This window comes from Delftia acidovorans SPH-1 (assembly GCF_000018665.1).
In the GTDB taxonomy this organism is placed as follows: domain Bacteria; phylum Pseudomonadota; class Gammaproteobacteria; order Burkholderiales; family Burkholderiaceae_C; genus Comamonas; species Comamonas acidovorans.
Genome location: NC_010002.1, coordinates 473,984 through 497,962 on the forward strand (window position 1 = coordinate 473,984; position 23,979 = coordinate 497,962).

The 23,979-nt window shown below is 64.5% G+C and carries 25 protein-coding genes; 3 read left to right on the top strand and 22 right to left on the bottom strand.

The genetic code is table 11. The features are described 5' to 3' along the window. Nucleotides 1-57 precede the first annotated feature (57 nt). From copD to DACI_RS02250, 7 genes are all read right to left on the bottom strand, one after another. Nucleotides 58-984 carry a copper homeostasis membrane protein CopD gene (gene copD / locus DACI_RS02215; RefSeq protein ID WP_008063304.1) on the bottom strand — a complete coding sequence of 309 codons (927 nt, stop codon included), beginning with the start codon at nt 982-984 and terminating at the stop codon, nt 58-60. Between the two features lie 4 nt (nt 985-988). Then, entirely contained in the window at nt 989-1,375 is a 387-nt protein-coding gene (gene copC, locus DACI_RS02220; protein ID WP_008063308.1) for a copper homeostasis periplasmic binding protein CopC, read from the bottom strand. A gap of 141 nt (nt 1,376-1,516) precedes the next feature. Further along, complete coding sequence (locus DACI_RS02225) at nt 1,517-3,955, bottom strand: heavy metal translocating P-type ATPase (RefSeq protein WP_079383069.1); 2,439 nt, start codon at nt 3,953-3,955, stop codon at nt 1,517-1,519. A 154-nt stretch (nt 3,956-4,109) separates the two neighbouring features. Beyond that, nucleotides 4,110-4,382: a DUF2933 domain-containing protein gene (locus DACI_RS02235; protein ID WP_008063316.1), complete on the bottom strand. Its 273-nt coding sequence runs from the start codon at nt 4,380-4,382 to the stop codon at nt 4,110-4,112. A gap of 33 nt (nt 4,383-4,415) precedes the next feature. Next, nucleotides 4,416-4,901, bottom strand: a complete 486-nt coding sequence (locus tag DACI_RS02240; protein ID WP_003090303.1) for a DUF411 domain-containing protein — start codon at nt 4,899-4,901, stop codon at nt 4,416-4,418. Between the two features lie 37 nt (nt 4,902-4,938). Then, nucleotides 4,939-5,919 carry a copper resistance protein B gene (locus tag DACI_RS02245; protein ID WP_012202381.1) on the bottom strand — a complete coding sequence of 327 codons (981 nt, stop codon included), beginning with the start codon at nt 5,917-5,919 and terminating at the stop codon, nt 4,939-4,941. A 25-nt stretch (nt 5,920-5,944) separates the two neighbouring features. Next, a complete protein-coding gene (locus tag DACI_RS02250) occupies nt 5,945-7,846 on the bottom strand; it encodes a copper resistance system multicopper oxidase (protein ID WP_012202382.1) in 1,902 nt (633 codons plus the stop codon). Between the two features lie 255 nt (nt 7,847-8,101). Between DACI_RS02250 and DACI_RS02255 the strand changes: the two genes are divergently transcribed. Both DACI_RS02255 and DACI_RS02260 read left to right on the top strand, forming a co-directional pair. Further along, nucleotides 8,102-8,794: a heavy metal response regulator transcription factor gene (locus DACI_RS02255; RefSeq protein ID WP_012202383.1), complete on the top strand. Its 693-nt coding sequence runs from the start codon at nt 8,102-8,104 to the stop codon at nt 8,792-8,794. Next, a complete protein-coding gene (locus tag DACI_RS02260) occupies nt 8,778-10,199 on the top strand; it encodes a heavy metal sensor histidine kinase (protein WP_428148544.1) in 1,422 nt (473 codons plus the stop codon). The genes DACI_RS02255 and DACI_RS02260 overlap by 17 nt, the downstream gene beginning before the upstream one ends. Nucleotides 10,200-10,275: 76 nt before the next feature. Here DACI_RS02260 and DACI_RS02265 read toward each other — a convergent pair whose 3' ends face one another. From DACI_RS02265 to DACI_RS02305, 9 genes are all read right to left on the bottom strand, one after another. Continuing rightward, a complete protein-coding gene (locus DACI_RS02265) occupies nt 10,276-12,258 on the bottom strand; it encodes a relaxase/mobilization nuclease domain-containing protein (RefSeq protein ID WP_033945451.1) in 1,983 nt (660 codons plus the stop codon). Nucleotides 12,259-12,706: 448 nt separating this feature from the next. After that, nucleotides 12,707-13,294 carry a S26 family signal peptidase gene (locus DACI_RS02270; RefSeq protein ID WP_012202386.1) on the bottom strand — a complete coding sequence of 196 codons (588 nt, stop codon included), beginning with the start codon at nt 13,292-13,294 and terminating at the stop codon, nt 12,707-12,709. Then, nucleotides 13,291-13,848, bottom strand: a complete 558-nt coding sequence (locus tag DACI_RS02275; RefSeq protein WP_012202387.1) for a DUF2840 domain-containing protein — start codon at nt 13,846-13,848, stop codon at nt 13,291-13,293. The genes DACI_RS02270 and DACI_RS02275 overlap by 4 nt, the downstream gene beginning before the upstream one ends. Continuing rightward, nucleotides 13,845-14,120 carry a hypothetical protein gene (locus DACI_RS02280; RefSeq protein WP_012202388.1) on the bottom strand — a complete coding sequence of 92 codons (276 nt, stop codon included), beginning with the start codon at nt 14,118-14,120 and terminating at the stop codon, nt 13,845-13,847. The genes DACI_RS02275 and DACI_RS02280 overlap by 4 nt, the downstream gene beginning before the upstream one ends. Then, a complete protein-coding gene (parA, locus tag DACI_RS02285) occupies nt 14,117-14,755 on the bottom strand; it encodes a ParA family partition ATPase (RefSeq protein ID WP_012202389.1) in 639 nt (212 codons plus the stop codon). Before parA ends, DACI_RS02280 begins: the two co-directional genes overlap by 4 nt. 253 nt (nt 14,756-15,008) lie before the next feature. Beyond that, a complete protein-coding gene (locus DACI_RS02290) occupies nt 15,009-15,866 on the bottom strand; it encodes a replication initiator protein A (RefSeq protein WP_012202390.1) in 858 nt (285 codons plus the stop codon). Nucleotides 15,867-15,892: 26 nt separating this feature from the next. Then, nucleotides 15,893-16,183, bottom strand: a complete 291-nt coding sequence (locus DACI_RS02295; RefSeq protein ID WP_016451569.1) for a helix-turn-helix transcriptional regulator — start codon at nt 16,181-16,183, stop codon at nt 15,893-15,895. A gap of 83 nt (nt 16,184-16,266) precedes the next feature. Beyond that, on the bottom strand, nt 16,267-17,040 hold the full coding sequence (locus DACI_RS02300; RefSeq protein WP_012202391.1) for a DUF2285 domain-containing protein: 774 nt from the start codon (nt 17,038-17,040) through the stop codon (nt 16,267-16,269). Nucleotides 17,041-17,383: 343 nt separating this feature from the next. Beyond that, nucleotides 17,384-17,731 (bottom strand): DUF2958 domain-containing protein, encoded by a 348-nt coding sequence (locus tag DACI_RS02305; RefSeq protein WP_012202392.1) that lies wholly within the window; start codon nt 17,729-17,731, stop codon nt 17,384-17,386. Nucleotides 17,732-17,947: 216 nt separating this feature from the next. Here DACI_RS02305 and DACI_RS02310 point away from each other — a divergent pair, with 216 nt between their 5' ends. Beyond that, nucleotides 17,948-18,241, top strand: coding sequence for a helix-turn-helix domain-containing protein (locus tag DACI_RS02310; protein WP_012202393.1), 294 nt, complete (start codon nt 17,948-17,950; stop codon nt 18,239-18,241). A gap of 364 nt (nt 18,242-18,605) precedes the next feature. Here DACI_RS02310 and DACI_RS02315 read toward each other — a convergent pair whose 3' ends face one another. From DACI_RS02315 to DACI_RS02340, 6 genes are all read right to left on the bottom strand, one after another. Further along, nucleotides 18,606-18,920, bottom strand: a complete 315-nt coding sequence (locus tag DACI_RS02315) for a DUF736 domain-containing protein (RefSeq protein WP_016451571.1) — start codon at nt 18,918-18,920, stop codon at nt 18,606-18,608. Nucleotides 18,921-19,710: 790 nt separating this feature from the next. Then, nucleotides 19,711-20,103, bottom strand: coding sequence for a YkvA family protein (locus DACI_RS02320; RefSeq protein ID WP_012202395.1), 393 nt, complete (start codon nt 20,101-20,103; stop codon nt 19,711-19,713). Beyond that, complete coding sequence (gene dmeF / locus DACI_RS02325; RefSeq protein WP_017405395.1) at nt 20,100-21,047, bottom strand: CDF family Co(II)/Ni(II) efflux transporter DmeF; 948 nt, start codon at nt 21,045-21,047, stop codon at nt 20,100-20,102. Before dmeF ends, DACI_RS02320 begins: the two co-directional genes overlap by 4 nt. A 52-nt stretch (nt 21,048-21,099) precedes the next feature. Then, nucleotides 21,100-21,372: a metal/formaldehyde-sensitive transcriptional repressor gene (locus tag DACI_RS02330; protein ID WP_012202397.1), complete on the bottom strand. Its 273-nt coding sequence runs from the start codon at nt 21,370-21,372 to the stop codon at nt 21,100-21,102. Between the two features lie 260 nt (nt 21,373-21,632). Continuing rightward, nucleotides 21,633-21,842 (bottom strand): hypothetical protein, encoded by a 210-nt coding sequence (locus DACI_RS02335; protein WP_012202398.1) that lies wholly within the window; start codon nt 21,840-21,842, stop codon nt 21,633-21,635. A gap of 63 nt (nt 21,843-21,905) precedes the next feature. Beyond that, nucleotides 21,906-23,969: a ParB/RepB/Spo0J family partition protein gene (locus tag DACI_RS02340; RefSeq protein ID WP_012202399.1), complete on the bottom strand. Its 2,064-nt coding sequence runs from the start codon at nt 23,967-23,969 to the stop codon at nt 21,906-21,908. Nucleotides 23,970-23,979 lie beyond the last annotated feature (10 nt).

Here is a 23,979-nt window from a genome sequence, read left to right on the forward strand (position 1 = left end):
TCGCTTACCCGTGCATTACATTCAATTCATGTGCTGTCATTTGGTGCCAGTCAAGGATTAGGTGCCGTTGGGAGAAAGGATGCCAAGCCACGCAACGCTCGCCAAAACCAGAACGGCTAATGTCGCCTCCGTGAACAGACTCTGCCGTAGCTTGACGACCGCGTGTGCGTGGTTGCCTGTTCTCAATGCCGCCTCCAGACTTGGGCTCAGTCGAAACCGATTGGCTGCCGCCAGCGCGAGCATTCCTCCGAACAACAGGAGTTTTCCTACGAGCAGGCGGCCATAGAGCGTTGAGAAGAGCGGATCAAGCGATGGCCCAGCGATCAACAGGTAATTCAGGGCTCCGGTCACGACGAGTGCCGCCACGATCACAGTACCTATCCGAGCGAAACCATTGGATGTTCGGCTCAGGATCTCTACTGAGCCTTGCCCGGTATTTGGTTTGTTCGCCGCAAGCACCAAGAACGCGATCAATGCGCCTACCCAGGCACCGGCCGCCCAGAGGTGCGTGATGTCCGAAGCGAGATGAATGTATCCGCGCACGCCGTCATCCATGGCGCCATGTCCCGCCCATGCAAGGGTCGCCAACGCCACACCACTGGAAGCGGCCATCGCTGCAAAACGCAGTGTTGAATTCATGCGCAACACTGCGATGAGCACACACGTCACTAACGCCAGGATGCGAATGCACCAGGCGATGCCCATGTGCGTGCCCGTAATGAGCATGTCGAAAACGTGCGTTGACAGCTCCGCGTAGCTTTGGGCGCCGGACATGGCCTTGGCCATGACCGTCATGCCCCACATCGACAGGACAATGCCGATGGCGGCGGATGCGCCAATGAGTACGCGATAGCGGCGCGAGATCGTCGAGGATCGCTCGTCGTTGCCCAAAGCATAGAGTCCGAACATGGCGACGCCAAACGCCGCCGCCAGGTCCAGATAAAGCGCCAGGCGCAGGACGATGGTCAACCAATCCCCGGCCATGGGCTTACTTCACCTTGAAGGTGACGTTACCCGTGATCGGATGCGTGTCCGAGGAGACGGCACGCCATTCGACGCGATAGTCGCCCGGCTGGAGCGCCTGTGCCGGCGTGATGACCATGGTCTTGCCGTCGCCGGCACCCGCGACGCTGGCGTTGATCTTCATCGGGCCATGGCTCGCCATTCCCGGCATGCCCGTCATGACAAGGCTTGCGGCGGAGAACTGCGGCACCAGCGTTTCGGAGAACTTCAGCTCGATGGTGGCTGGCGCGGAAACCTGCGACTTGTCGGCCGGCGTTGAAGACACCAGCGAAGGATGCGCGAATGCGGCGGTGGCGAACAGGCCAGCAGCGATCGGCGCGACGAGCTTGGCGATGAAATGTGAACGGGTCATAGAAGTTTCTACCTGGATGTGTGAGGTGTGGTTTAAGAACGAAATGCCGAGATAAGGCTTGCACCTTCGCAACGGCGTGGAACGAAAGAAACGGTTCGCTGGGCGATAGCAGACTCCTGTTGGTTCTGAAAGATGTTTCGGTCACAGTCGGCTCGCTCTCAGCCGCAAGGCGTTGCCCACGACCGATGCCGAACTCAGGCTCATCGCCAATGCTGCGATCAGGGGCGACAGCAACCAGCCCGTGAGGGGATAGAGAACCCCGGCGGCGATGGGGATGCCCAGCGCGTTGTAGAGGAAGGCGAACATGAGGTTCTGCTTCATGTTGCCCACGGTACTCACCGAGAGCGTGCGAGCGACAGCAATGCCACGCAGGTCGCCCTTGACCAGCGTGACCTGAGCGCTGTTCATCGCCACGTCGGTTCCCGTTCCCATGGCGATGCCCACGTCTGCCTTCGCCAAGGCCGGCGCGTCGTTGATGCCGTCTCCGGCCATGGCGACGATGCGGCCTTCTTTCTGCAGCCGCTCGATCAACATGAGCTTGTCCGCCGGCTTGACCTCACCATGCACCTCGTCGATGCCTAGGCGTGCACCGACGGCTTTGGCGGTGGTCTGCCCGTCCCCGGTGGCCATGATGACCCGCAGGCCCGCAGCCTTCAACGCGGCCAGGGCCTCGGGGGTGCTGCCCTTGACCGGGTCGGATACGGCGAGCAAACCCGCGAGTTGCCCGTCCACAGCCAAGTACATGACGCTGGCCCCTTCGCCGCGCAGAGTTTCGGCCTGGGGTACGAGCGGTTCCACCGATACGCCAGACTGTTCCATCAGCACTGTGTTGCCCAACGCCAGTTGCCGGTGCTCAACCTTTCCGCGCACGCCGATGCCGGTTCCCGATTCAAAGCTCTGAGGCTTCACGAGTTGGAGGCCCTGGGCACGCGCGGCCTGCACGATGGCGTCGGCCAGGGGGTGTTCACTGCCCTGGTCCAGGCTGGCCGCAAGACGCAGCACCTCATCGTTCGTAAAGCCGCGTGCTGCGACGACCTGATCGAAAGCAGGTCGGCCTTCGGTCAGGGTTCCTGTCTTGTCGATGACGAGGGTATCGACCTTGCGAAGATTCTCGATCGCCGCGGCATCGCGGAACAACACGCCCTGCGTGGCGCCACGGCCCGTTGCGACCATGATCGACATCGGCGTGGCCAGACCCAGCGCGCACGGGCAGGCGATGATCAGGACGGCCACCGCATTGATCAGTCCATAGACCCAGGTGGGCTGTGGCCCGAAGAATCCCCATACAAAGAGCGTCGTGACCGCAATGGCGACGACGGCCATCACGAAGTAGCCGGCAACGACATCGGCCATGCGTTGCATCGGTGCCTTGGAACGCTGCGCCTGGGCGACCATCTGGACGATCTGCGATAGAACGGTGTCCGAGCCGATCCGCTCCGAACGCATGACCAGCGCGCCGTTGGTGTTGAGTGTGGCCCCGATGACCTTGTCGCCCGCGCGCTTGCTGACGGGCAGCGGTTCGCCGGTCAGCATGGATTCGTCAATCGAGCTGCTGCCCTCGTGCACGATGCCATCCACCGGCACCTTCTCGCCGGGTCGGATGCGCAGCAGGTCGCCGACGTGCACATGGCTGAGCGGCACGTCTTCCTCGCTGCCGTCCGCATTGATGCGCCGCGCGGTCTTGGGCGCCAGCCCCAGCAGCGACTTGATAGCCGCCGAAGTCTGGGAGCGGGCCTTGAGTTCCAGCACCTGGCCGAGCAGTGTCAGCGAGATGATGACGGCGGCGGCCTCGAAATACACGCCGACCCGTCCCATGGACATGAAGGAGGCTGGAAACACTTCCGGCGCAACGGTTGCCACGACGCTGTAGATGAATGCCGCACCCGTTCCCAGGCCGATCAGTGTCCACATGTTCGGGCTGCGGTTGACCACGGACAGCCAGCCGCGGGAGAAGAAGGGCCAGCCGGCCCACAGCACGATCGGCAACGACAGCACCAACTCGACCCAGCTCTGCGTAGCCATGTCCATCAGGTGCAGCCGCTCGCCCAGCATCGCCAGCGCCAGGACCACGAGCGTCAACGGCAAGGTCCACCAGAAGCGACGCGAGAAGTCACGCAACTCCGGGTTGTCGTCGTCGAGGTCGGGCAGCAGGGGCTCCAGCGTCATCCCGCACTTGGGGCAGGTTCCCGGATGATCCTGGCGGATCTCCGGGTGCATCGGGCAGGTGTAGATCGTTCCGGGTGCGGTTGGCGATGCCGCCGGGGCCGGTGAAACTGCGGTGCTGGCATGGTGATGCGGCGCATGGCCGCTGCCTGTGCCTATGCCCGCGCCACCGCTGGCATATCGCGCCGGATCGGTGTCGAATTTGGCCTTGCATCCGGTGCTGCAAAACAAGTACGTGTTCCCCAAGTGCGTGGAGCGGTGCTCCGACGCCGCCGTGACCGCCATGCCACACACCGGATCGCGCGTCGCGGCATCGGGCTGCGAGTGGCTTGAGGACCCGCCCGCGTCGTCACTGCCGGCATGGCTGGCGTGATGGTGGTGCGTATGCGGGCCGGACGTTGTGGCACCCGCCGCCATGCCTGCGTGCTCATGTCCTGAAGACTTGCTGGGTGAATTCATAGTGACAAGTGCCCTCCGCCGTTAACCGTTGGTGTCTGGTGATCGCAGCAGGCCGCAGGCGCGCAAGGAGACAAGCGCGGCGTCGCGTGCTCGCACGGTGCGAGCACGCGACTCATTGCTTCTGCTCCTTGGCGGGTGCGGCACCTTCCTCACCCTGACGCGCGGCATGATCGTGTCCGCCGTGGCCGTGACCACGGTGCATGAACAGGTGCATCAGCGGACAAGCCGCCAGCAGCAGGAAGGGGAGATAGCCGGCAACATGTGCCGTGTGCTCCTTGAGCAGGAAATACGCGGCGACAGCGGCGATGATGAGGAACGCCACGCCGTAGCGCGATCGCCAGAACCGGGGACGATCGCTGGGGGTCTGTGTGTGCTGATGCTGCATGGCATATCTCCACGGAAAAGGGTTGATGGATGGTCAGCGATGCGACTGATAGACCGTGCTACTACCGTTTTTCCCGATCAGCAGCACGTCGTAGGCGTCCTTGCGTCCACCATAGGCCGGACCATCCATGCCGGGCGAACCGACCGGCATGCCCGGCGCCGCGAGGCCGATGGCCTGCGGGGCTTCGCGCAGCAAGCGTTGAATGTCCGAGGCAGGCACATGACCCTCGATGGCATAGCCGCCGATCTGCGCCGTGTGGCACGAACCGTACTTCTGCGGGATGCCCAGCCGCGTGCGCGCTGCCGTGTTCCCGGTGTCAAGAACCTGCACATCGAAGCCTGCGCCTTGCAGGTGTGAGACCCAGTCCTTGCAGCAACCGCAGCTCGGGTCCTTCCACACCTTGGCGATCGGTCGGCTCTGCGCCAGGCTCGGTCCTGCGAGTGCCATCACCAACAAGCCAGCGATCAATGCTTGGCGTCTCGGCACTTTGCCCTGGCTTCTGTCGTAGTGCATGTTCATAGATTGCCTCTCATCAGATGATCAAACCCACAAGGTTCTAGAACCAGAATCGCACGCCAGCCACCCAGCGCGTCTGCTGCGCGCGGCCACCTTCGGCGCGCACATAGTCCGCGGTGCGTCCGAAGCTGCCCGCCCGTTCCACGCCGATGTAGGGGGCGAACTGGCGACTGAATTCATAGCGCAGGCGCAAGCCAGCAGACGCTTCGGCCAAGCCCTTGCCGATACCGCGTTCCGGGTCGTCCTTGCCATAGAACTGCAATTCGGCACGAGGCTCCAGAATCAGTCGCTGGGTCAGCAGCAGCTCGTAGCTGCCTTCGACACGCAGCGCCGTACGTCCGCCACTTCCCACGTAGCCCGTCGCCTTCAGCTCGAACCAGTAGGGGGCGAGGCCCTGGATGCCGAAAGCCAACCATTGACGGCTCGGGCCTTTTCCGTTATCCACCCGAACGCCGAGCTGGGTGTCCCAGTACGGTGCGACGGCGTGCCCCCAGAGAAGCTCGGTACGCGATTTTTCGAGCTTTCCTTTGGCGATATCGCCTTCGGCCTTCACGACGGCCTTGTTGTAGGTCGTCCCATACCAAGCCTGGAGGTTGTAGGCCGTGGAATCGTCCCCTTTGCGCGTGAAGCGGCGTTCCAGGGTTTCGCCGCGCAACGAGAAGAACCTGTGTTCGTCGGCCAGCATCAGCCGCGGCACACCGGGTACGGCGTAGTCGCCCGATCCCAATGTCAGGCCATTGGAGTAGCCATGCGGATCGCGGGCGTCAGGAGGCGCCGACCCGCCCTGCATCTGCATGTTGCCGTGATCCATGGCCGGGGCCGCGGTCGAGCCGCTCGCCGACGTCGCGTGACCCGCGTGCGGGTCGGCGGCAGGAGCCACGGTCTGAGTGGATGGCGCGGCCGTTTGAGCGTCGGCCTGGCCGTGCGCTGCATGGTCGTTCTGTGCTTGTGCCTGGGCGGCGACGCTTACCAGGGCCAGAAGCGTCGTGGCCAGTGCGCGAGTGGGGAGTGCTTTGGACATTCTTGGTCTTCCTTGTGCGCTGGGTTCAAGACACCACGACTTCGCGGAACATGCCGGCATCCATGTGGAACATCAGGTGGCAGTGCCACGCCCAGCGGCCGAGCGCGTCGGCTGTCACCAGGAAGCTGATGCGTTGTGCCGGCTGCACCGGCAGGGTGTGGCGGCGCGCAAGGAAGCGACCGTCGGGGCTTTCCAGCTCGCTCCACATGCCGTGCAGGTGCATGGGATGGGTCATCATGGTGTCGTTGTGCAGAATGACCCGCAGCCGCTCGCCGTGTTTGAAGTGCACCGGCGTGGACTTTCCGAACTCCAGCCCGTCCAGGGACCATGCGTAGCGTTCCATGTTGCCCGTGAGGTGCAGTTCGACCTCCCGGCCAGGGCCTCTCTTGTCCAGCGGCCCCGACGGGGTATGCAGATCCGCGAGGGTCAACACTCGCCGACCGTTGTTGCGCAGTCCGATGCCGGGGTCATCGAGGTTGGTGCGCGCCATGTCAACGCGCATGTCCGTGCTGGCACCATACTCGGTGCGAGCGTGGCGAGCAGTAGTGCTGGGCACGGCCAGTCCCCCCGCCGCCGCGGCGTGTTGGCTGTGATCCATCGCCATGCCACCGTGGTTCATGGCGCCGTGATTCATGCCAGCCATCGCCCCATGATCCATCCCGGACATCGAACCCGAGCCCATCCCGGTCATCCCGGTCATGCCCGTCATGCCCGTCATGCCCGTCATCTCCATGGCTTGGCCGGACCCGCCGTGGTCCATGCCCCCCATCATGCTGCCCATCATGTCGTTCATGGTCAGCCATTCGACCGGATCGAGGGCAGGCACGGGAGCTTGAAGACCTTCACGCACGGCCAGCGTGGCCCGCGCGTAGCCTGTCCGGTCCATCGCCTGGGCGAAGATCGTGTAAGCGTCATCCCGTGGCTGGACGATCACATCGACGGTTTCGCCCGGACCGAATCGGAACTCATCGACCGTCACCGGCTCCATGTCAACACCATCGACGTGCACCACCGTGAGTTTCAGTCCGGGAATGCGTACGTCGTAGAAGGTGTTGCCCGCACCGTTGACCATGCGCAGCCGCACGCGCTCACCCGGTCGGAACAGCGCCGTCCAATTGCCGGCGGGGGTGACGCCGTTGGCCAGATAGGTCAGCGTGGCGGCAGACAGATCGGCGAGATCCGTCGGATTCATCCGCATCTCGTTCCACATCTTGCGCTTGTCGATCGCAGCGGCCATGCCGTCGCGCGAGGCGTCCCGGAAGAAGTCGAAGACGGTAGGTTGGTTGTAGTTGTAGTAGCCGCTTTGGGACTTGAGCTTGGTGAACACCCGCATCGGGTCTTCGTCGGTCCAATCCGAGAACAGCAGCACGTGGTCACGGTCGGCGCGGATGGTCTCGGCACCAGCGGGGTCGATGATGATCGCCCCGTACATGCCCGTGAGTTCCTGGAAGCCGGAGTGCGAGTGGTACCAGTAGGAGCCGCTTTGCTGAACCTTGAAGCGGTACGTGAAGGTCTCGCCGGGAGCGATGCCATTGAAGCTGATGCCCGGCACGCCATCCATCTGATACGGCAGGATGATCCCGTGCCAGTGGATGGATGTGGCTTCACGCAGCTTGTTGGTCACACGGATTGTGACGGTGTCACCCTCACGCCAACGCAATGTCGGTGCCGGCAGCGAGCCGTTGATGGTCGTAGCCACGCCTGGCTTGCCCGTGAAGTTCACGGGCGATTCGGCGATCACCAAGTCGAACTCGGTGCCCTTCAGCACAGGGGCGGCACCGCGCGTCGCGGAGCCTTGTTGGGCAAATGCCCTGAGCGCCGGGGTGGACAGCCCGGCCAGGACGCCGCCAGCGGCCAGCCCCTGAACAAAACGCCGACGAGACAGGCCCAGTGGGGGCGCGATTACAAAGGGCGAACGAGGCGGCATGGCCTGAAATCCTCCATAGATAACTTGAAAGTCGTCTTTAGAGCCGCCTTTGGTCTTGGGCGGCACGGTTCGACGCATGGAGGTCATGCTATGGAGTGACCACTTTCGGATGAATGACCCTTGGATTACATTCATGTAATGGTCGCGTCATCTTCGTGGCAGGAAGCGACTATTACATTGCCCCTAAGAAGCAGATGAATGGGGCATCGTGGGCGGCAAAATTCCTTACGCCGCAGCGATTTCATGGGGCATGCGATGAAGCTGTTGGTCGTTGAAGACGAGAACAAGACGGCGGATTACGTCCGCCAAGGTCTCATGGAGGCAGGGTTCGTCGTGGATCTGGCGCGTAACGGATTGGACGGACACCACTTGGCCATGAGCGAGACCTACGATTTGGTGGTCTTGGATGTCATGCTGCCGGATGTCGATGGCTGGCGCATCGTGCGTTCGCTGCGAGATGCTGGCAAACAAGTCCCTGTGCTATTTCTAACCGCACGTGGCAGCGTAGATGACCGCGTCAAGGGGTTGGAACTGGGGGCAGACGACTATCTCGTCAAGCCGTTCGCGTTCTCGGAATTGCTGGCGCGGGTGCGGACGCTGCTGCGACGCGGAAGCGCTCCGAGCCAGCCTGATCGCATCCAAGTTGCCGATTTGGTGCTGGACTTGCCGCGCCGACGTGCAACGCGCGCTGGTCAGCGCATCAATCTCACCAGCAAGGAGTTCGCGTTGCTCGAACTGCTGGCACGCCGACAGGGTGAAGTTCTGCCGCGTTCGTTGATTGCGTCTCAGGTATGGGACATGAATTTCGACAGCGACAGCAACGTCATTGATGTGGCCATCCGTCGTCTGCGCGCAAAGATCGACGATGCGTTCAATCCAAAGCTCATCCACACTGTACGTGGCATGGGATACACGCTCGATGCGCCTGATGATGACCTCGCGCCATAAGCCACGGCGAAGCCGTCCCGCGTCGCTTGCATTGAGGGTCACGGCCCTGGTTGGCATTGCCACTACCTTGGTATTTCTAGCGTTCAACTGGGTTGTCGTTAGATCCCTGGAGCACCACTTTGCCCAACAGGACGCCCATGAACTGGACGCAGTGGTCACGGCCTTGGCAGAGCCGTTGCGACAGATCGCTAATGACATGGACAAAGATGAGTTGCGGCAGCATTTAGCCAATGCAGTGGCAGGACATCATGGGATGACCTATGGTGTCTATGATCGGCCGGGCAATACCATCTATGCCACGCCGGGTCCTGACCTGTCGAAACTTGCCAGCAGCAAAAAGTTGGTCAACCGCATCACCGCCGACGATTTGACGGTGTGGCAAGAGAATCAGAGGTCTTATCGAGGTGTGGCGCTACAACTGCCTGCCGACGATTCGGCGGCACCTGGCTACCGCATCGTCGCTGCCATGGACATCGGCTTTCATCTCGATTTCTTGGCAGAGTTCAAGCGCATGCTCTGGTGGGCGACCTGCCTTGTTCTCTGCATTGCGCTCGGGGTGGCTTGGCTGGCCGTGCAATGGGGCCACCTTCCAATCCGCAAGGTCAACGAGGAGATTCGCACGATCCGCTCTTCAAAGCTAGATGTGAGACTTGATCCTCTGGACGTACCTATAGAACTGGCTGAACTTGTGGTCGCCTTCAACGACATGCTGGCCAGAATCGAGGAAGGGTTTGTCCGCCTGTCGCACTTTTCCGCCGACATTGCGCACGAGTTGCGTACACCCGTTACCAACCTGATTACGCAGTCCCATGTGGCGCTCGGGCAACCCCGCAGTGCAGAGGAATATCGGGAGATCCTCTACTCCAACTTGGAGGAGTTTGATCGCATGAGTCGCATGATCGGCGACATGTTGTTTCTAGCTCAAACGGAAAATGACCCTCGAAATCTCCGCCTCGGCGAAATCGACTTGGCTGAGTTGATCCGAGGTTTGTTTGACTACTTCGAGGCATTAGCTGAAGACCGCAACATCACACTTTACGCAAAGGGTGCTGCCGAACCAATACGAGCGGATCGTGAGATGTTGCTGCGGGCGCTCAACAATCTTCTTTCCAACGCAATCCGTCATACTCCCTATGGGTCGCGTATTACAGTCGCTTTGGCGCAAGATGAGCGATGGACAACGATAAGTGTCGAAAATCCGGGCGAGCGAATTTCGGAGGCTGATCTGCCGAAGTTATTCGATCGCTTTTTCCGAGTAGATCCTGCCCGCCAACGAAAGAACGCAGGTGCAGGGCTAGGGCTGGCCATCGTCAAATCAATTGCCGAAGCTCATGGTGGACATGTGCAGGCAACGTCCAGCGATACAGCGACTAAATTTGATCTAACGCTGCCTCGCATCGCTTAAGTTGGCCTCTCGCCATTGCGGGAGAATGCAGATCGTGGATGGGCGCAGTTTCGACTCGTCGGAAGCAGGTTGCTCGTCAGATGATGGACATGCCTTTCTGCCGTCCAATCTCCCATGACACGCCACCGCCGCGTACAGTGGCAGCAAGTTGCTGACCTAGCCGTTGCTCGATCACTGGTTTCCACGGCACTAGGCTGAATCCCATGCCGTCATCGAGCATCGCGTAGCGCCCGCTGGCGAGCATGACGCTGCGCCGGTAGATGCCGGCCACGCGCTGCCCATCGGCCACCGGGCGATGCTCCAGGCCGGTTTCGCCGGCAATGTCCTTCGCGGCCTGTGCCAGTTCCCGGTTGCGCAGCGTGCCCAGCAGGTTGCGCGCCAGGATCACGCGCTGCCCGCGCCGCTCGGCCAGTCCCTGTTCGGCCAGGAAGTCGGCGCGCTGCTGCATCGCCTGCTTGGCCTCGCCGCCAAAGCCCAGGTCGCCCAGACCCGAGCCGCCGCCGATCAACTGCTGGTCGAGCCAGGTGGCCCCGATCACTCGGGCCTGCCGCTCGATGGGCAGGTGCGATTTCAGCTCCACGGCCACGCCGCCCAGGCGCTGCGCGTCGTAGCGGCGGCCCTGCTCGGGCAGATCGTCCGGCACCTTCCATAGACCTTCGGCCACGCGCTCCACAATGCCGGCGCGGCGCAAGGCTTCCAGCCGACGGACATGGGCTGCGACGACTTCCTGTGGATCGCGGCCGGGCATGGCCTGACCCTGCGCGATGGCGAGGTGGTGGTCGGTGCGGTACAGGCCATCGCTCGCCAGCGCGGCGATGTTCTTGTCGGCCGCGCGCACATCGGCCGATCCCTTCACCTCCACCACCGCGCCGGCCGGATAGTTCGCCAGTTCGTCGCGGGTGTTGAGCGCGACGTAGTGGGCCTTGCCGTCCACGCCGTCGATGACCAGATAGCCCCGGTCGCGCAGCTCGTCGGCCAGCCCCTTCGCGGCCACGCGGCCGAGGATGGTTCGGCCATCGTCGCCCGCCTCGAACACCGCCAGCTCGCGCGGCTCGCCGCGCATGGCCCGCTGCATGGTGCGGATGATGTCGCCACGCTCGCCCAGGGCGCGCAGCGTCTTTTCGGCATCGGCGTGGACGGCCCAGGTGCCCGGCTGCATCTCGTCGGCCAGGCCCAGGCGCTGCAAGCGTTGCAGGCGGCCGATCAGCAGCAGGCGCTGGCGTTGCAGCCGCGGTTCGTTGAACCGTTCGACATGCACCAAGCCATCGTCGCCCAGTTCGCGTTTGAGCGTGCGATCCAGGCTCGTCCATCGCTCCTGATCCACTTCACGCTGCAAGGTCTGCTGGATCTCCAGCTCGGTGCGTGGCCCCAGCCATTCGGTCGCCAGCTCGGACGCGCGATGCCGGAAGCCATCGGCGATGTAGTCGCCCGCGATGATGAGGTCTTTGCCGGTGTCGTCGCGTCCGCGCACGATCAAGTGGGTGTGCGGGTTGTCGGTGTTCCAGTGATCGACCGCCACCCATTCCAGCCGTGTGCCCAGGTCGGCTTCCATGCGGCCCATGAGATGCCGCGTGTAGGTGCGCAGGTCGTCCAGTTCCGCGCCATCCTCCGGCAAGAGGATGAAGCGGAAATGGTGCCGGTCGTCGGCGCAGCGTTCCTTGAAGGCGTCGAGGCCGGCAGCATCGGTCTGCGGCCCATAGGCTTGGCCTGGCTCGCCGTCGCGGCCGGCGCCGTCGCGCTCGATGTAGCGCAGGTGCTTGGCGAGCGACTGCGGACTGGCCCGCTGCTGATTGACCAGCAGCGTCTTGATGGTCACGCGCCGCGACATGGGCGTGAGCTTCGCGCCCGCGAAGCGCGCCGCCGTGTGGCCGCGTCCCAGCCGCGAGCCGGGCCGCTGGCCGATGCCGGCGCCCTTGCCACTGCCGCCAGGACGGCGCACCGCCGACTTGCCGCTGCTGGCCTTTCCTGCCTGCTTGAGCACCTTGGAAACGAAGCCCTGGCCCCGGTTCTTCGGGGCGCTGGGGCGGATGCGGAAATCGTCATCGCGGCGGTTGGTCATGGCTGGGCTCCCTGCAAGCTCTGGCGTGTCCGGGCGTGCGAAGCACGTGGACATGACTGCATCGGCGCGGGCTTCGCGCCCCAAGCGGCACGGCGGCAAAGCCGCTCCGTGCCGCGCCACCCCCACGTGCAGACAGGCTTTCGACGCGGCCCGGTGCCGCGTCCTTTTGTCTTGCCTTCCGCATTTGCCTCCCGCATCCGCTCCCGGCAATCGCGGCCCGGTGGCGCTGCTGCACCAGCAGCCAGCGCGCCGGCGAACGCGGATACGGCCGCAGGCCGGGCGCGTTCGAGGCAAGACGCCTGCACGTTGGACGGCTGCGCCGGAGACAGCGCGAAGTGCGGTGCGAATGCACCCGCACTGCACGCGCGACGACACGGCGACGACCAGCAGGACGACACGCCCGATGGCACGATGAGATGCATGGCAACGTGCAGCGAATCGACGGCCATCATGGGCGGGATTCCAGCCAGATCGGATGCGCGACGCCGATCACGGCGGATGCGCTGACCGGCCCGAAATACCGGCTGTCGAACGACGCCGGGTTGGTCACGCTCAAGAGGAACAGTTCGCCAGGCCGAAGCTGGCGGCACTGCCGCCAGGAAGGCAGCGGACGGCCCAGCCGGTCGGCGGGCAGCACGGCGGCCACCGGCACGCCGTCGATCCAGACCAGCGCATCAAACACGCACACCGTTTGCGGCGCGACGGCGCCCACGCGCTTGAGCAGCGGCACGCGCGCCGGCAGGTAGCGGCGCTGCGCGGCCAGCGCGGCGGTGTCTGCCGGCAACGTGGTCAAGACGATGCTGCCAACGGACAAAGGCTGGTGCAGCGAGTCGGTACGCTGGTGGAGCGGTTCCACGCGATACCAGCCGACCGCCACGCTGTCGGACGGGTTGTAGATGATGCGCGGCAGCGGATGCACGAAGGACGCCCAGGCCAGCGCAGCGAGGCCGCAGGCAGACAGGCACGCGAGCACGATGCGAGCGCGCAGGCGTGAGCGAGGACGCGGCGCGGTGCCGACAGTCGAAACGGCGGTCATGGCAGCGCCCTCCCGATGAGCCATCCGGCGTGCCGCTCGGCGGTGTATTCGGGCAGCGGCAGGCGCGCAGCGAGCCGGTTGGCGAGCGTGCGCCAGTACGCGGGTGAAGCGGCGGATGGCGCGATCCCCAGCGCCTCGATGGCGTCGATGCGCTCCAGCACGGCGCGCACCTGGTTCTCGCCCTCGGTGTGCAGCAGCAGGCGTGCGCCCGGCTGCACACCGGGGATGCGCTGCGCCGCGTCCAGCGGCGTGCAAGCCTGCATCACCATGAGCTGCCAGCGAACAGTGCCGTAGTCGGTGGACTGCCAGCGAATGCGGCAGAACATGGCATTCGGCATGAATACGGCGAGACTGCGCCAGCGGTCGAGCCGCAGCGTGCGCGCCGGTTCGCCGAAGCGCAGGTAGAGCTTGAAACGGTGCTCCAGGAAGGCCAGCGAAACGCGCGTTAGCGGCGTTGATGTTGGCCCCGTCGCGTGTGCTAGGAGTGGCGGCGACGGTGCAGCCGTGGCCGCGAAGGCAACAGGCGCGGGGGCAGACGAAGCGGATGCGGTCATGGTGTGTTCTCCCTGCGTTGTTCTGGAAACTCGCGCTCCAGCAGGCCGCGCAGCAGTTCGGCCACCGTCACGCCTTGCGTGAACGCCGACACCTTGATGCGCGCCCGCATTGCGGGCGTGATGTCGAGCGTCAGGCGTGCGGTGTAGAGGTCGCCCTTGCCCAGCGCATCGGCGTCGCCCTGGCGAATCCACGCCTCGGCGTGCGGATTCGCGGGCGGACGCGCGCCGATGCCGACGCGCTTTGTCGTGCGCTTGCTGGCGGGGCTGCTCATGTCGGCCACCGCAGCAGTTCGTCCACCAGTGCGGTGATTTCGCGCGCGGCGACGCTGTCCGGCGCCGTCTCGCGTGCCAGCCGGCCAGCAGCCACGCTGTCGGCGAACACGATGCGTTGATGCACTTCCGCGCGCAGCGCAGGAAGCGGCTGCTCGGCCAGCGCGCCGCGTGCTTCGCGTCCGATCACCGTGGTGCTCACGCGCCGGTTGATGACGAAGGCCGCGCGCAGCGCAGGCCGAAACACCTGCGCCTCGCGGATCAGCGCCACCATCTCGGCGCTGGCCCACAGGTCGTAGGGGCTGGGCTGCACCGGGATCAGCACGCGCTCGGCCGCCAGCAGCGAGGAGCGCGCCAAGGCGGCGATGCGCGGCGGCCCGTCGATGACGACGTGATCGGCCCGCCTGGCGAGTTCTGGCGCTTCCTGGTGCAGCGTTTCGCGTGCGAGGCCCACGGCGCTGAACAGCCTTGGCAAACCTTGCTGGCTGCGGCGCTGCGTCCAGTCCAGCGCGGAGCCTTGCGGGTCGGCGTCCAGCAACACGACGTGTTGGCCGCGCATCGCCAGCTCGCCAGCGATGTGGGTAGCCAGCGTGGTTTTGCCGACGCCGCCTTTCTGGTTGAGCAGCGCGACGATCATGGCCTGGCCCTCCCTGTTGGAAAGCCCGGTTGTTGCCGCTGTGCTTCGCGCCGCGTGGCGGTTTTCCACCGAGGTGCGGCGCTTCTACTACCAGTTAGATGTTTTAAGTTAGGGAAGTTAGGGGAGGCCGAAACCCGCGCCGTTATTGGCTTTGCGGCCGATCCGTACTCCTGATAGCACGAGAGTCGTACTCCCGATAGCACGATACCTCGTACTCCTGATAGCACGAGCCCGTCCACAAGCTGCGCACCGTTTATCCCCGTGCCGCGAACGGCACGGGCCGGAAGGTCAGCAGCTCGGCGCTGTTGTCCGGCATCCGCTCGATGCCTAGGACGTAGCCGGGCAGCGACTGCCGCGCGACCAGTGCGCGCAGGTCGTAGGCGAAGTCTGAGAAGCGCGTGGCACTGCCCGATTTCCGATACAGGTGTCGGAAATCGAATTGCCAACCACCCGGCTGTCGCCCGCCGTGTTTGCGCACCAGCCGGTACAGCCATCGCTCGATGCCGCCCGTGAGCCGGAAATACGCTGGGTCGATGGTCAGCACCAGCGCGGCATCCATGACGCCCGCGTAAAACCAGTCCGGCAGGATCAGCTCCAGCCCTAAGGGCGTGCCCTTGGTATCGGCCAGTTCCTTCCATTCGTTGATCCACGAGAAGCGGTGCAGCCGTCTTCCCGTGGTCTCCCGAATGGACGTGGCCACCGTCGTGGATTGCAGGCGATCCAAGGCCGCCTTGAGGCGCTGGTAGTCGCGCAGCGACGTACCGCGCCCAATGAATCGCTGGATCTCGTAGGGCGTGGCCTGCATGAGCCGCGATGGACGCAAGCCCGCGTCGCGCGCCTCCACAATCTGCGAAGCCGCCCAAATGAGCACATCTGCATCCCAAATCGTGGCGATGCCATGCTCCTGCGTTCCCTCCACGCGGATCGTGATGCCGCTGGCGCGGAAGTCGATCGGCGCCACGCGCCGCGACTTCGCCAGCGAGAAGAACGGAAAGGCCATCAAATCCTGGCTGTCGCGCGGCGCCATGTCGCCCGGCAGGGCACGGAACAGGTCGAGCTGTTCGCGCTCTGGCACGAGCCGCTGCCGGGACGGCAGCGCAGGGCTGGACATGGCGAAAGCCACCCGCGCGCCAGCGGTCAGCGCGCACGGCTGTCCGCCGAATGCTGCTCGGCGTACTCGGGATCGGATGTGCTCTCGAAGCTGCGCTCGGAAGCCCAGGCATCGAGATCGGCCACGGCGTACATGACGCGGCGGCCGAATTTGCGGAACTTGGGGCCGCCGCCCAGCACGCGCTGCTTTTCCAGCGTGCGCGGTGACAGTCGCAGGTAGTCGGCGGCTTCGTCGTTGGTGAGATAACGCTGCGGTTGCGCGACAGCGGCCGAGGTGGTTGCGGGAGCGGCGGCAGGCCGCAAGGGAGCAGGACGCATGGTGAGAACCTCCATCGGTTGCAGGGCTCCGGCCACACAGCGCAACCGGATGGAGGCAGTCTCAGAAAATGAAGCTCTCTTGCTCAGGGTCGTTTTGCGTGGCCTTCAAAACGACCCTTCTCAAGCGGCGCAAGCTGTGCTAGGCGGCGATAGCCGCCGCGCATCAGCGCATCGCCGCGCCGCGTCAGGCGGCGCACCTTGGAGCGCAGGCCGCCGTCGCTGTACCAACCGGCTGCGGCATCCACGCCGAACAAGCCTTCGGCCACATCGCGCAAGGACGCACCCGCCAGGGTTGCGTCGAGCGCCTGCAAGGTGTGCAGTTCCAGCAAGGCCGAATGCGATGGCCGGGGCCGAGCATTGGCCAGCGCCGCACCGGGCGCATGGCCGCGTGCAGGTGCGGCAGCACCGCCGTGATGGGCATAGGCGACAGCCATGCCGTCCTCCAGGCCGGGTGCCAGCGCGAAGCGCAGGCAATGGCCAGGGCTGCGCGCGATCAGCACCAGCCGCTTGCCATCGTGGATCAATTGCTTGTGACCAGGGATGCGCCAGAACGCGAAGGCGGTGGCATTCTGCGGTGGGTCGGCATCGGGGTAGAGCTGCACCACGCCGGCATGGCCGGGGAGCCAGGCCGGATGCGCGTCGCGCGCATCCAAGGCTGGGTCTTCCAGCAGGCGTAAGCCCCAGCGATGCGCCGCGTGCTGTGCCGCCTGCGGCCGGCGATGACGGTGCAGCCAGTCGAGCCGGTAGTCGGGATGGCGCCGCAGGTACTCACAGGCCAGTGCGAGTGCATCGAGCCGCAGAACGTAGAGGTAGGCGGCGGTGGGATACCAGTGCGGGAAATGGTGAGGGCTGACCATGACGAAAGCTCCTGTCGAACAGCAGGAACGTCGCCACGGGCCGATCAAAACGAAGCTATCGCATCCAGATCAAAACCATCATCTGCATCAATTCAAGCATGTAACATGCGGTGTCAAGACTGATTGGCTCCGGTGTATTGCGAATCCCGTCCGAATGCGACGACCGCCCGACCCGACAACGTCATGCGGCACAAAACACCGTGCCCGTACCCGCATAAAAGATCGTGACTGATTGGGTCACACCAGCACGGGTTGAATGCAAGAGTGCGGATTCAGACCGGACAGGTCTGGAATAAGACTGAAATAGTCCCAATACGCCCCGCTTGGCCGCAGTGCGAACGGTTCAATCGAGGATGGAACCATTCTCCTGGGCCAGCCGCAGATATTCCGACAGCGGGCGTGCCGCCTGAAAATACCGATCCCGCATCACGGGCTGCTTGCGTGGCCCGACGATGGATTCCAGATCGGACAGCTTCACGGTGCCCAGCTCGGGCATTCCCAGCCCCAGGTCGATCAGGCCAAAGGCCGTATCGCCATCGGCCGGATCGAGCGCGGCCAGCAGCCAAGTGAGATGCGCGTCCGGCGTGAACAACCGCACCACGGGCAACGGGTCGATGGAGCCGCCAGCGGCGCGATTCTGGCCGTGGGCCAGCAACTGCCTGCGCTCGTCCTCGGTGATGAGTCGGTTCATGGGCAGCCCTTTCTTGGAACAAATCCACCGAAGCGTGAAAGCGTAAAGCCGTATCGGCGGATTTGAGGAAATGCACGGATTCGGTTTTGTGCTTCCGTGAAAAACCGCAAATGCGTATTTCTGTAAAGACGTAGAAGCACGAAAAAGGATTGATTCGGAATGAATGAGTTAAAGATAACGTGGTTTTAATTGTGCTGCGAATTGACGCTTCTGTCTATGCAGAAGCGAACCGTCCAGCGCGGCCGACCGGCCGGCTCCACCACCCATGACGCCGAGCTGGCCCACGCCTTCGGCGCGGCGGTGCGTGCTCTGCGGATGGAGCGCGGCATCGCGCAGGAATCGCTGGCACACCAGGCCGGCATCGAGCGTTCCCACATGGGGAAGATCGAGCGCGGCGAGCACATGCCCACGCTGGCGATCATTTTCAAGATCGCTGGCGCGCTCGAATGCAGCACGGCAGTGCTAATGAGCGAGGCTGAAAGCCAGCTCGCAGCGGCGGCCCCGCCGTAGGCGCTGGCCCGGCCGATCCGGCGCAAGCCGGTTCGGCGGTGTTCAAGGGGCGCCAAGTGCAGCGCGGCGGGGATGGGCCTTGCGCCGATCCCCTGGAGCAAGCGACGCGCGCAGCGCCGCAGGCGCGAAGGCGTGAGGGATTGGCGCCGAATGGCCGTGACGACAAAGACGGCACGGGGCGCAGCCAGCTAAGCCCGGCGGTGCAAGGCACCGACACGCCCGGCCGTTCTTGCAGCCGCAGACTCGCCCCATGCCTCAACAGAAGCGGCCCAACATGGGCCACGCTCCTGCAATGACCAGGCTTCCATGCAGCTCTGCGAAAGCGGCACGGCGCCCCGCCGCGTGGGCGGGGCGCTGGCGGCCATCAGGCCGCCTGGGGCTTGCTGCGCGACCAGATCAGCGTGTGCGTGCCGTCCTCTTCCTCGATCAGCCGGGCATAGACCGTTGCTGGGAACGAAGGATCGTCGAGGGTCACGGACACGTAGGGCCGTTCGGCCTTGCTGACTTTCTTCCACGCCGCGCCGATGTCGAAGCCCGCCGCCTGCACGCGGAAGTCGGGGGCGTGTTCGTTGTCCCCCTTGTCGTTGGGAACCAGCTTGGCCTTGACGTTGAGGGTCAGGGTGCGCAGCGTGCCGGTGAAGCCGTCTTTGTCCGCGGTGAAGGTGCCGATGGTTGCCATGATGAATCTCCTTACGATTGAACAAGGTTCGCGCCCATCGCGTCCTTGTTGTGATCCGACCGGCGGGAGACGGGCTGGCTGCACCGCTTGCGGTCGCAACGCAGTGGAGAACCGGGAGGCGAAAAGAATTTGTCCCGCGAGGAATGCGCGCAGCGCAGGGGGAAATTGTTTTCGCCGGACGGTTGCAGCCATAAAGCCCGAGGCGCAGCCGTGCCACCGCCAGGATTCACAACAAGACAAGGACGCCTTGGGCCGAACCGCTTCGAAAGGAGACAGGGCTGACTCGGCATCCCCGCACGAACGCTGCACTGGCTCGCTCCCAGACGCGGGCCAGGTCAACACCCCAATGACGGGCGAGAACGCCCCGGTCACACCTTGCGGCGCCAGTCTTGAGGCGTGGCATGGAAGCTCCATAGCGATGCCGGGCGGGATGCCCGTGAACCGTCCTTCGTAACGTGATGGGCAGGAACCGTCAGCGTCGGGGACGGCACGCATCCGTACAACCTGCCGCAGCAAGCTCCAGCGTATTCGCCAGTTCCCCGCCCATCGCGGCGGGGGCGCCGGCTTGGCCGATCCGGCGTTGCCGGTTCGGCGGTATTCGACGGGCGTCAAGCACCGCGCGGCAGGGATGAGCCTTGCGCCGATCCTCAGGAGGCAAGCGCAGGCGCGAAGGCGTGAGGGATTGAAGCCGAATGGCCGTAATTCGGCACGAAGCACGGGACGCAGCTCGAAAGCCCGGCGGCGCTTCGCGCCGACACGCCCATGCCATTCAATATGCCCTCAGGAAAAACTAAAGATGCGGCATGAGCCAGAACCACAATGCCACCCCCATCACCAGCCACAGCGCCACGATCATCACTGCCCCGAACCGGCTCCGCGGCTTGGCGCCTTCCGCCAGCATCCATTCATCGGCCTGAATACGGCATTGCGCCAGCACATCGGATGGCAGCAGCTTCACAGTCAACCAGATCAGCACGGGCAACAAGATCACATCGTCCACATAACCCAGCACCGGAATGAAGTCTGGAATCAGGTCAATGGGACTGAGCGCATAGGCCACCACGAACAGCCCCAGCGCCTTGGCATACCAAGGCGTGCCGGGATGCTTGCCGGCAAACCACAGCGTCACGCCATCACGCTTGATCCGCCTGGCCCAAGCCTTCAAGGTGACGCCGATGCTCATGCGGCCCCGCGCTGCACTTCGATCGTGACATGCGACAGTTCGTGAATATGCGCGAGCAGTGCCTTGTAGTGCGCGGGCTCCTGGGGCTCCCGAGCCACCAGTGAGACGATGGCCGCGAAATGCCCTGGCCCCACCTGCCAGACATGCAGATCTGTAACCTCGCTTCCCGTCGGCTCCACGGCCTCCCGAATCTCCTGCCGCACTTCCTCGCCCTCGACTGCCGCATCGAGCAACACGCTGCCGGAGTCCCGGATCAGCCCCCATGACCAGCGGGCAATCACCAGCGCGCCCACCACACCCATGACCGGATCAGCCCACAGCCAGCCGTAGCTGCGGCCGAGCAGCAGCGCGACGATGGCGAATACGGATGTCAGCGCATCGGCCAACACATGGATGTACGCGGCGCGCAGATTGTTGTCGCGGCTCTTGCCTGGCACATGATGGTCGTGATCGTGGTGGTGATGTCCATGATTGTGACCGTGATGCGCATGGTCGTCCTTCAGCAGCCAAGCGCAGACCAGGTTGACGCCCAGGCCCACGACAGCCACGGCGATCGCCTGGTTAAAGTCGATATGGATGGGTTGGGTGAGCCGTACCAGACTTTCCCAAGCGATCAGCAGGGCAATCAAGGCCAGGACGATCGCGCTGGCGAAGCCGGCCAGATCGCCGAGCTTGCCCGTGCCGAAGGTAAAGCGCGGATTGCCCACATGCTGGCGCGCAAAGCGGTAGGCCAGCGCGGTAATCAGCATCGCGCCCGCATGGGTGGACATATGCCATCCATCGGCCACCAGCGCCATGGAGCCGTAGATCGAACCGGCCACGATTTCCACCAGCATCATGCTGGCCGTGAGAGCGATCACCAGCCACACCTTGCGCTCATTGCGCTGGTGGTCGCTGCCGAGAAAGAAATGGTCGTGGCCTGAGGCCGAGGGGGTATAGGTCATTGTCATCGGGGAGTCCCTGTCATCTGGAAAAGGTCGCCGGCGGGCGGCGGGTTTATTTCATGTAGGCTCGGATGACCTCGACCATTTCCTCGCCGCCCTGGCGGCGCTCCTTGTCCGTTTCAACTTCCAGGACGTGCTCGCGCAAATGGTCTTCCATCACCTCGGCGGTCAGGCCATTGACCGCGCCGCGCACTGACGCGATCTGGCGTAGCACTTCCACGCACGCCGCGTCTGATTCCAAAGCGCGCTCGATGCCTTCCAACTGCCCTTTGATGCGGCGAACACGGGCGACCAGCTTGTCTTTCTGGCGAGAGGTATGGGACATGACAGCCGACAATTAATATAGTCTAGGGGGCTATATTATAACAACAGCAAAGACGGCATGAGGCGCAGCCGGAAAACCCGACAGCGCGTTGCCGGGCGTGACGCCCGGCAATTTCAACGCCGCCGCCTGAGTGCCAGCGAAGGCGGCGGCGTTCTGATGGAGCTGTTGGGCCTTCAACACCGGGCGCGGCCACCGCCGCGCCCGGATTGGGCTTTTACCGCGCCCAGGACGGAACGGCCTGGGCGCGGTGCTGATCGCGGTTATTCCTTCGTTTTGATGAGCCACCACACGGCGCGCGGCAAGGCGCGTCCCGTGATGGGGTGAATGTCGGCGAGGTCGGCGCGCGTCGTCCAGCCCGAGGGCGGGAGGTAGCCGCACACGTCGCCATCGCCGCGCCAGCGGCGGGCGCGCACCGTGCCGGGCGCGTAGATCGCCGCCATGCGCGGGCGGCTGGTCGTGGTGCGGGTCATGGGGCGGTTCTCCTTCCAGCGAAGCGCCCCGGTCAAGGCCGGGGCGATTGCCATTGGCGCGGGTCAAGCAGCCAGCGCCTCGGCGGGTTCATCCGCCATTACCTCGGCATCCTCCGGGGCGTCCTGTTCCGGGCCTTCCTCCTGCGCAGCTCCCTGCGAGCCTATGGCCTTGAAGATGGCGGGCATCCAGCCCGTACCATCGGCCAGTCGTTCGGCTTCGCTGGCAATGTCGGCTTTCTTCAGCTTTGCCAACCGGGTGACGTGCTCGGGCGCGTACTCGCCCACGGCTCGCAGAATCACGGCCTTTGGAACATGCCGGAAATACCCCTCGGCAGTCGGCTGCCACCACGCGGCCATGTCCAGCCCCACGGCCTGCGCTAGTTCCGCGCCCGGCTGCTGCACCGTGGCACGCGGCGTCACCACGTCCACCGTCGAAGCCACGCACACGGCCAGCAGCTTGACCAGTTCGCCTTGCTCCATCGCCAGCAGCGCAGCGAACAGTTCGGCGCTGTCCTCGGGCAGCTTCTCGCCCCATGCCTGCTGCGCCTCGTGCAGAGCCACAGCAGCAGGCGATTCCGGCCAGTCCGGGGCCATGCCTTCCAGCCTGTCCTGCACCGTGAGGCGAACCCCCAGCGGCAGATCGTGGCCGTAGTGACTGCCCTGCAAGATGGTTTGCACCATGCCATGCACCAGCGCCGCCAGCGCCACCTGCGGATGCCGGGCGACTTCGGTTTGCAGCGCGGCGGTGCGGTGGGCGCTCAAGCGTTGGGCCAGCCGGTCGGACATGGCTGCGGCCTTGGGTGCTTCGTCGGCATCTTCGCCGTCGTCGTCGCCTTCGATTTCCGCGCCGCTAAAACCTTGGCGCAGCTTCTCCAGCGTGCGCAGCGCCTTGGCCTCGGCTTCGCGCAGCAACCCGCGATGAATGACGGCTTCGCCGTTGCGGTCGATGGTGACGATGGCACCGGCTGCGGCCTTCACGCTCGCGGCATAGTCCAGCAAGCCATCCTCCAATGCCTGCAACTGCTCGCCCAGGCGCTCGCCTTCTTCCTGCAAGGCTTCGGCCTTGTCCTCGTCGTCGGCGTCCATCGCGGCATCAATGGCTTCGGCCACTTCCTGCATCTTGGCCTGCAACTTCTCGATGCGCTGTGCGTCGCGCTTGCCCGGTGCGCGGCGCTCCCTCGGCGCACGCTGAAAGGCGTGCAGGTCGGCATGGGTCACGCCCGGCGTGGCATCCACCCATGCCCAGCCCTCGGTGCGGATTGTGTCGGCAATGCTCGCCAGCTTCTGGCGCACCAGCGTTTCCAGCAGAGCGGCATCGTTGAGGTACACGCCCGCATCGCCTTCCGCGAACAGGTCGCGGCGGATGCCTCCGCCTGCCTGCTCGTAGGTGTCCAACCCGACAAAGCGCACCAGCGGATGCGATGCCCCAATCTCGCGCTCGGTCAGCCGCTCGCGCAAGTTGGACGGGTTGCGCTGCCACTGTGGCGCATCATAGAACGCGGCCTCCTGCGCGGCGTGGTCGTCGGTGATGGACAGCGCCATCAACTGATCCAGCGTCACGGCATCGGCGCGATAGTCGGCCATCAGGCGGGGCGAGACATTCGCCAGCTTCAAGCGGCGCTGCACCACCAGCGGCGTGACGGAGAAATCCGCCGCAATGTCCTCGATGGGCCGGCCCTCGGCCACCAATGCCGCAAACGCTTCAAACTGATCTGCGGGGTGCATGGCTTCGCGCTGCACGTTTTCGGTGAGGCTGGCCGTGCGGGCCGTGCCATCGGCCACCTGCAGGCAAGGCACCTCCCAATCCTTGGCGATGCGGTGTTTCTTCGCCAGCAGCTTGAGGGCTGCAAGGCGTCGGCCACCGGCCACCACCTCGTAATGCTCGCCATCAGCGGCGGGAATCACGATCAGGTTTTGCAGCAGGCCAACGCCCTGGATGCTCGCGGCCAGTTCGGGGATGGACATGCGCGGGGTCTTGCGCACATTGCGGCCCGTGGGGCGCAGCACCAGCCGCGACAGCGGAACCAGAATCATGTGCTTGCTCGGGTCGGCGGCTTGCAGCACGTTCGCTGCGCTGCTGGCTGCGGTGTGGACGGCGCGGGCTTCGGTAGTGGTAACGGCGTTCATGGTGAATCTC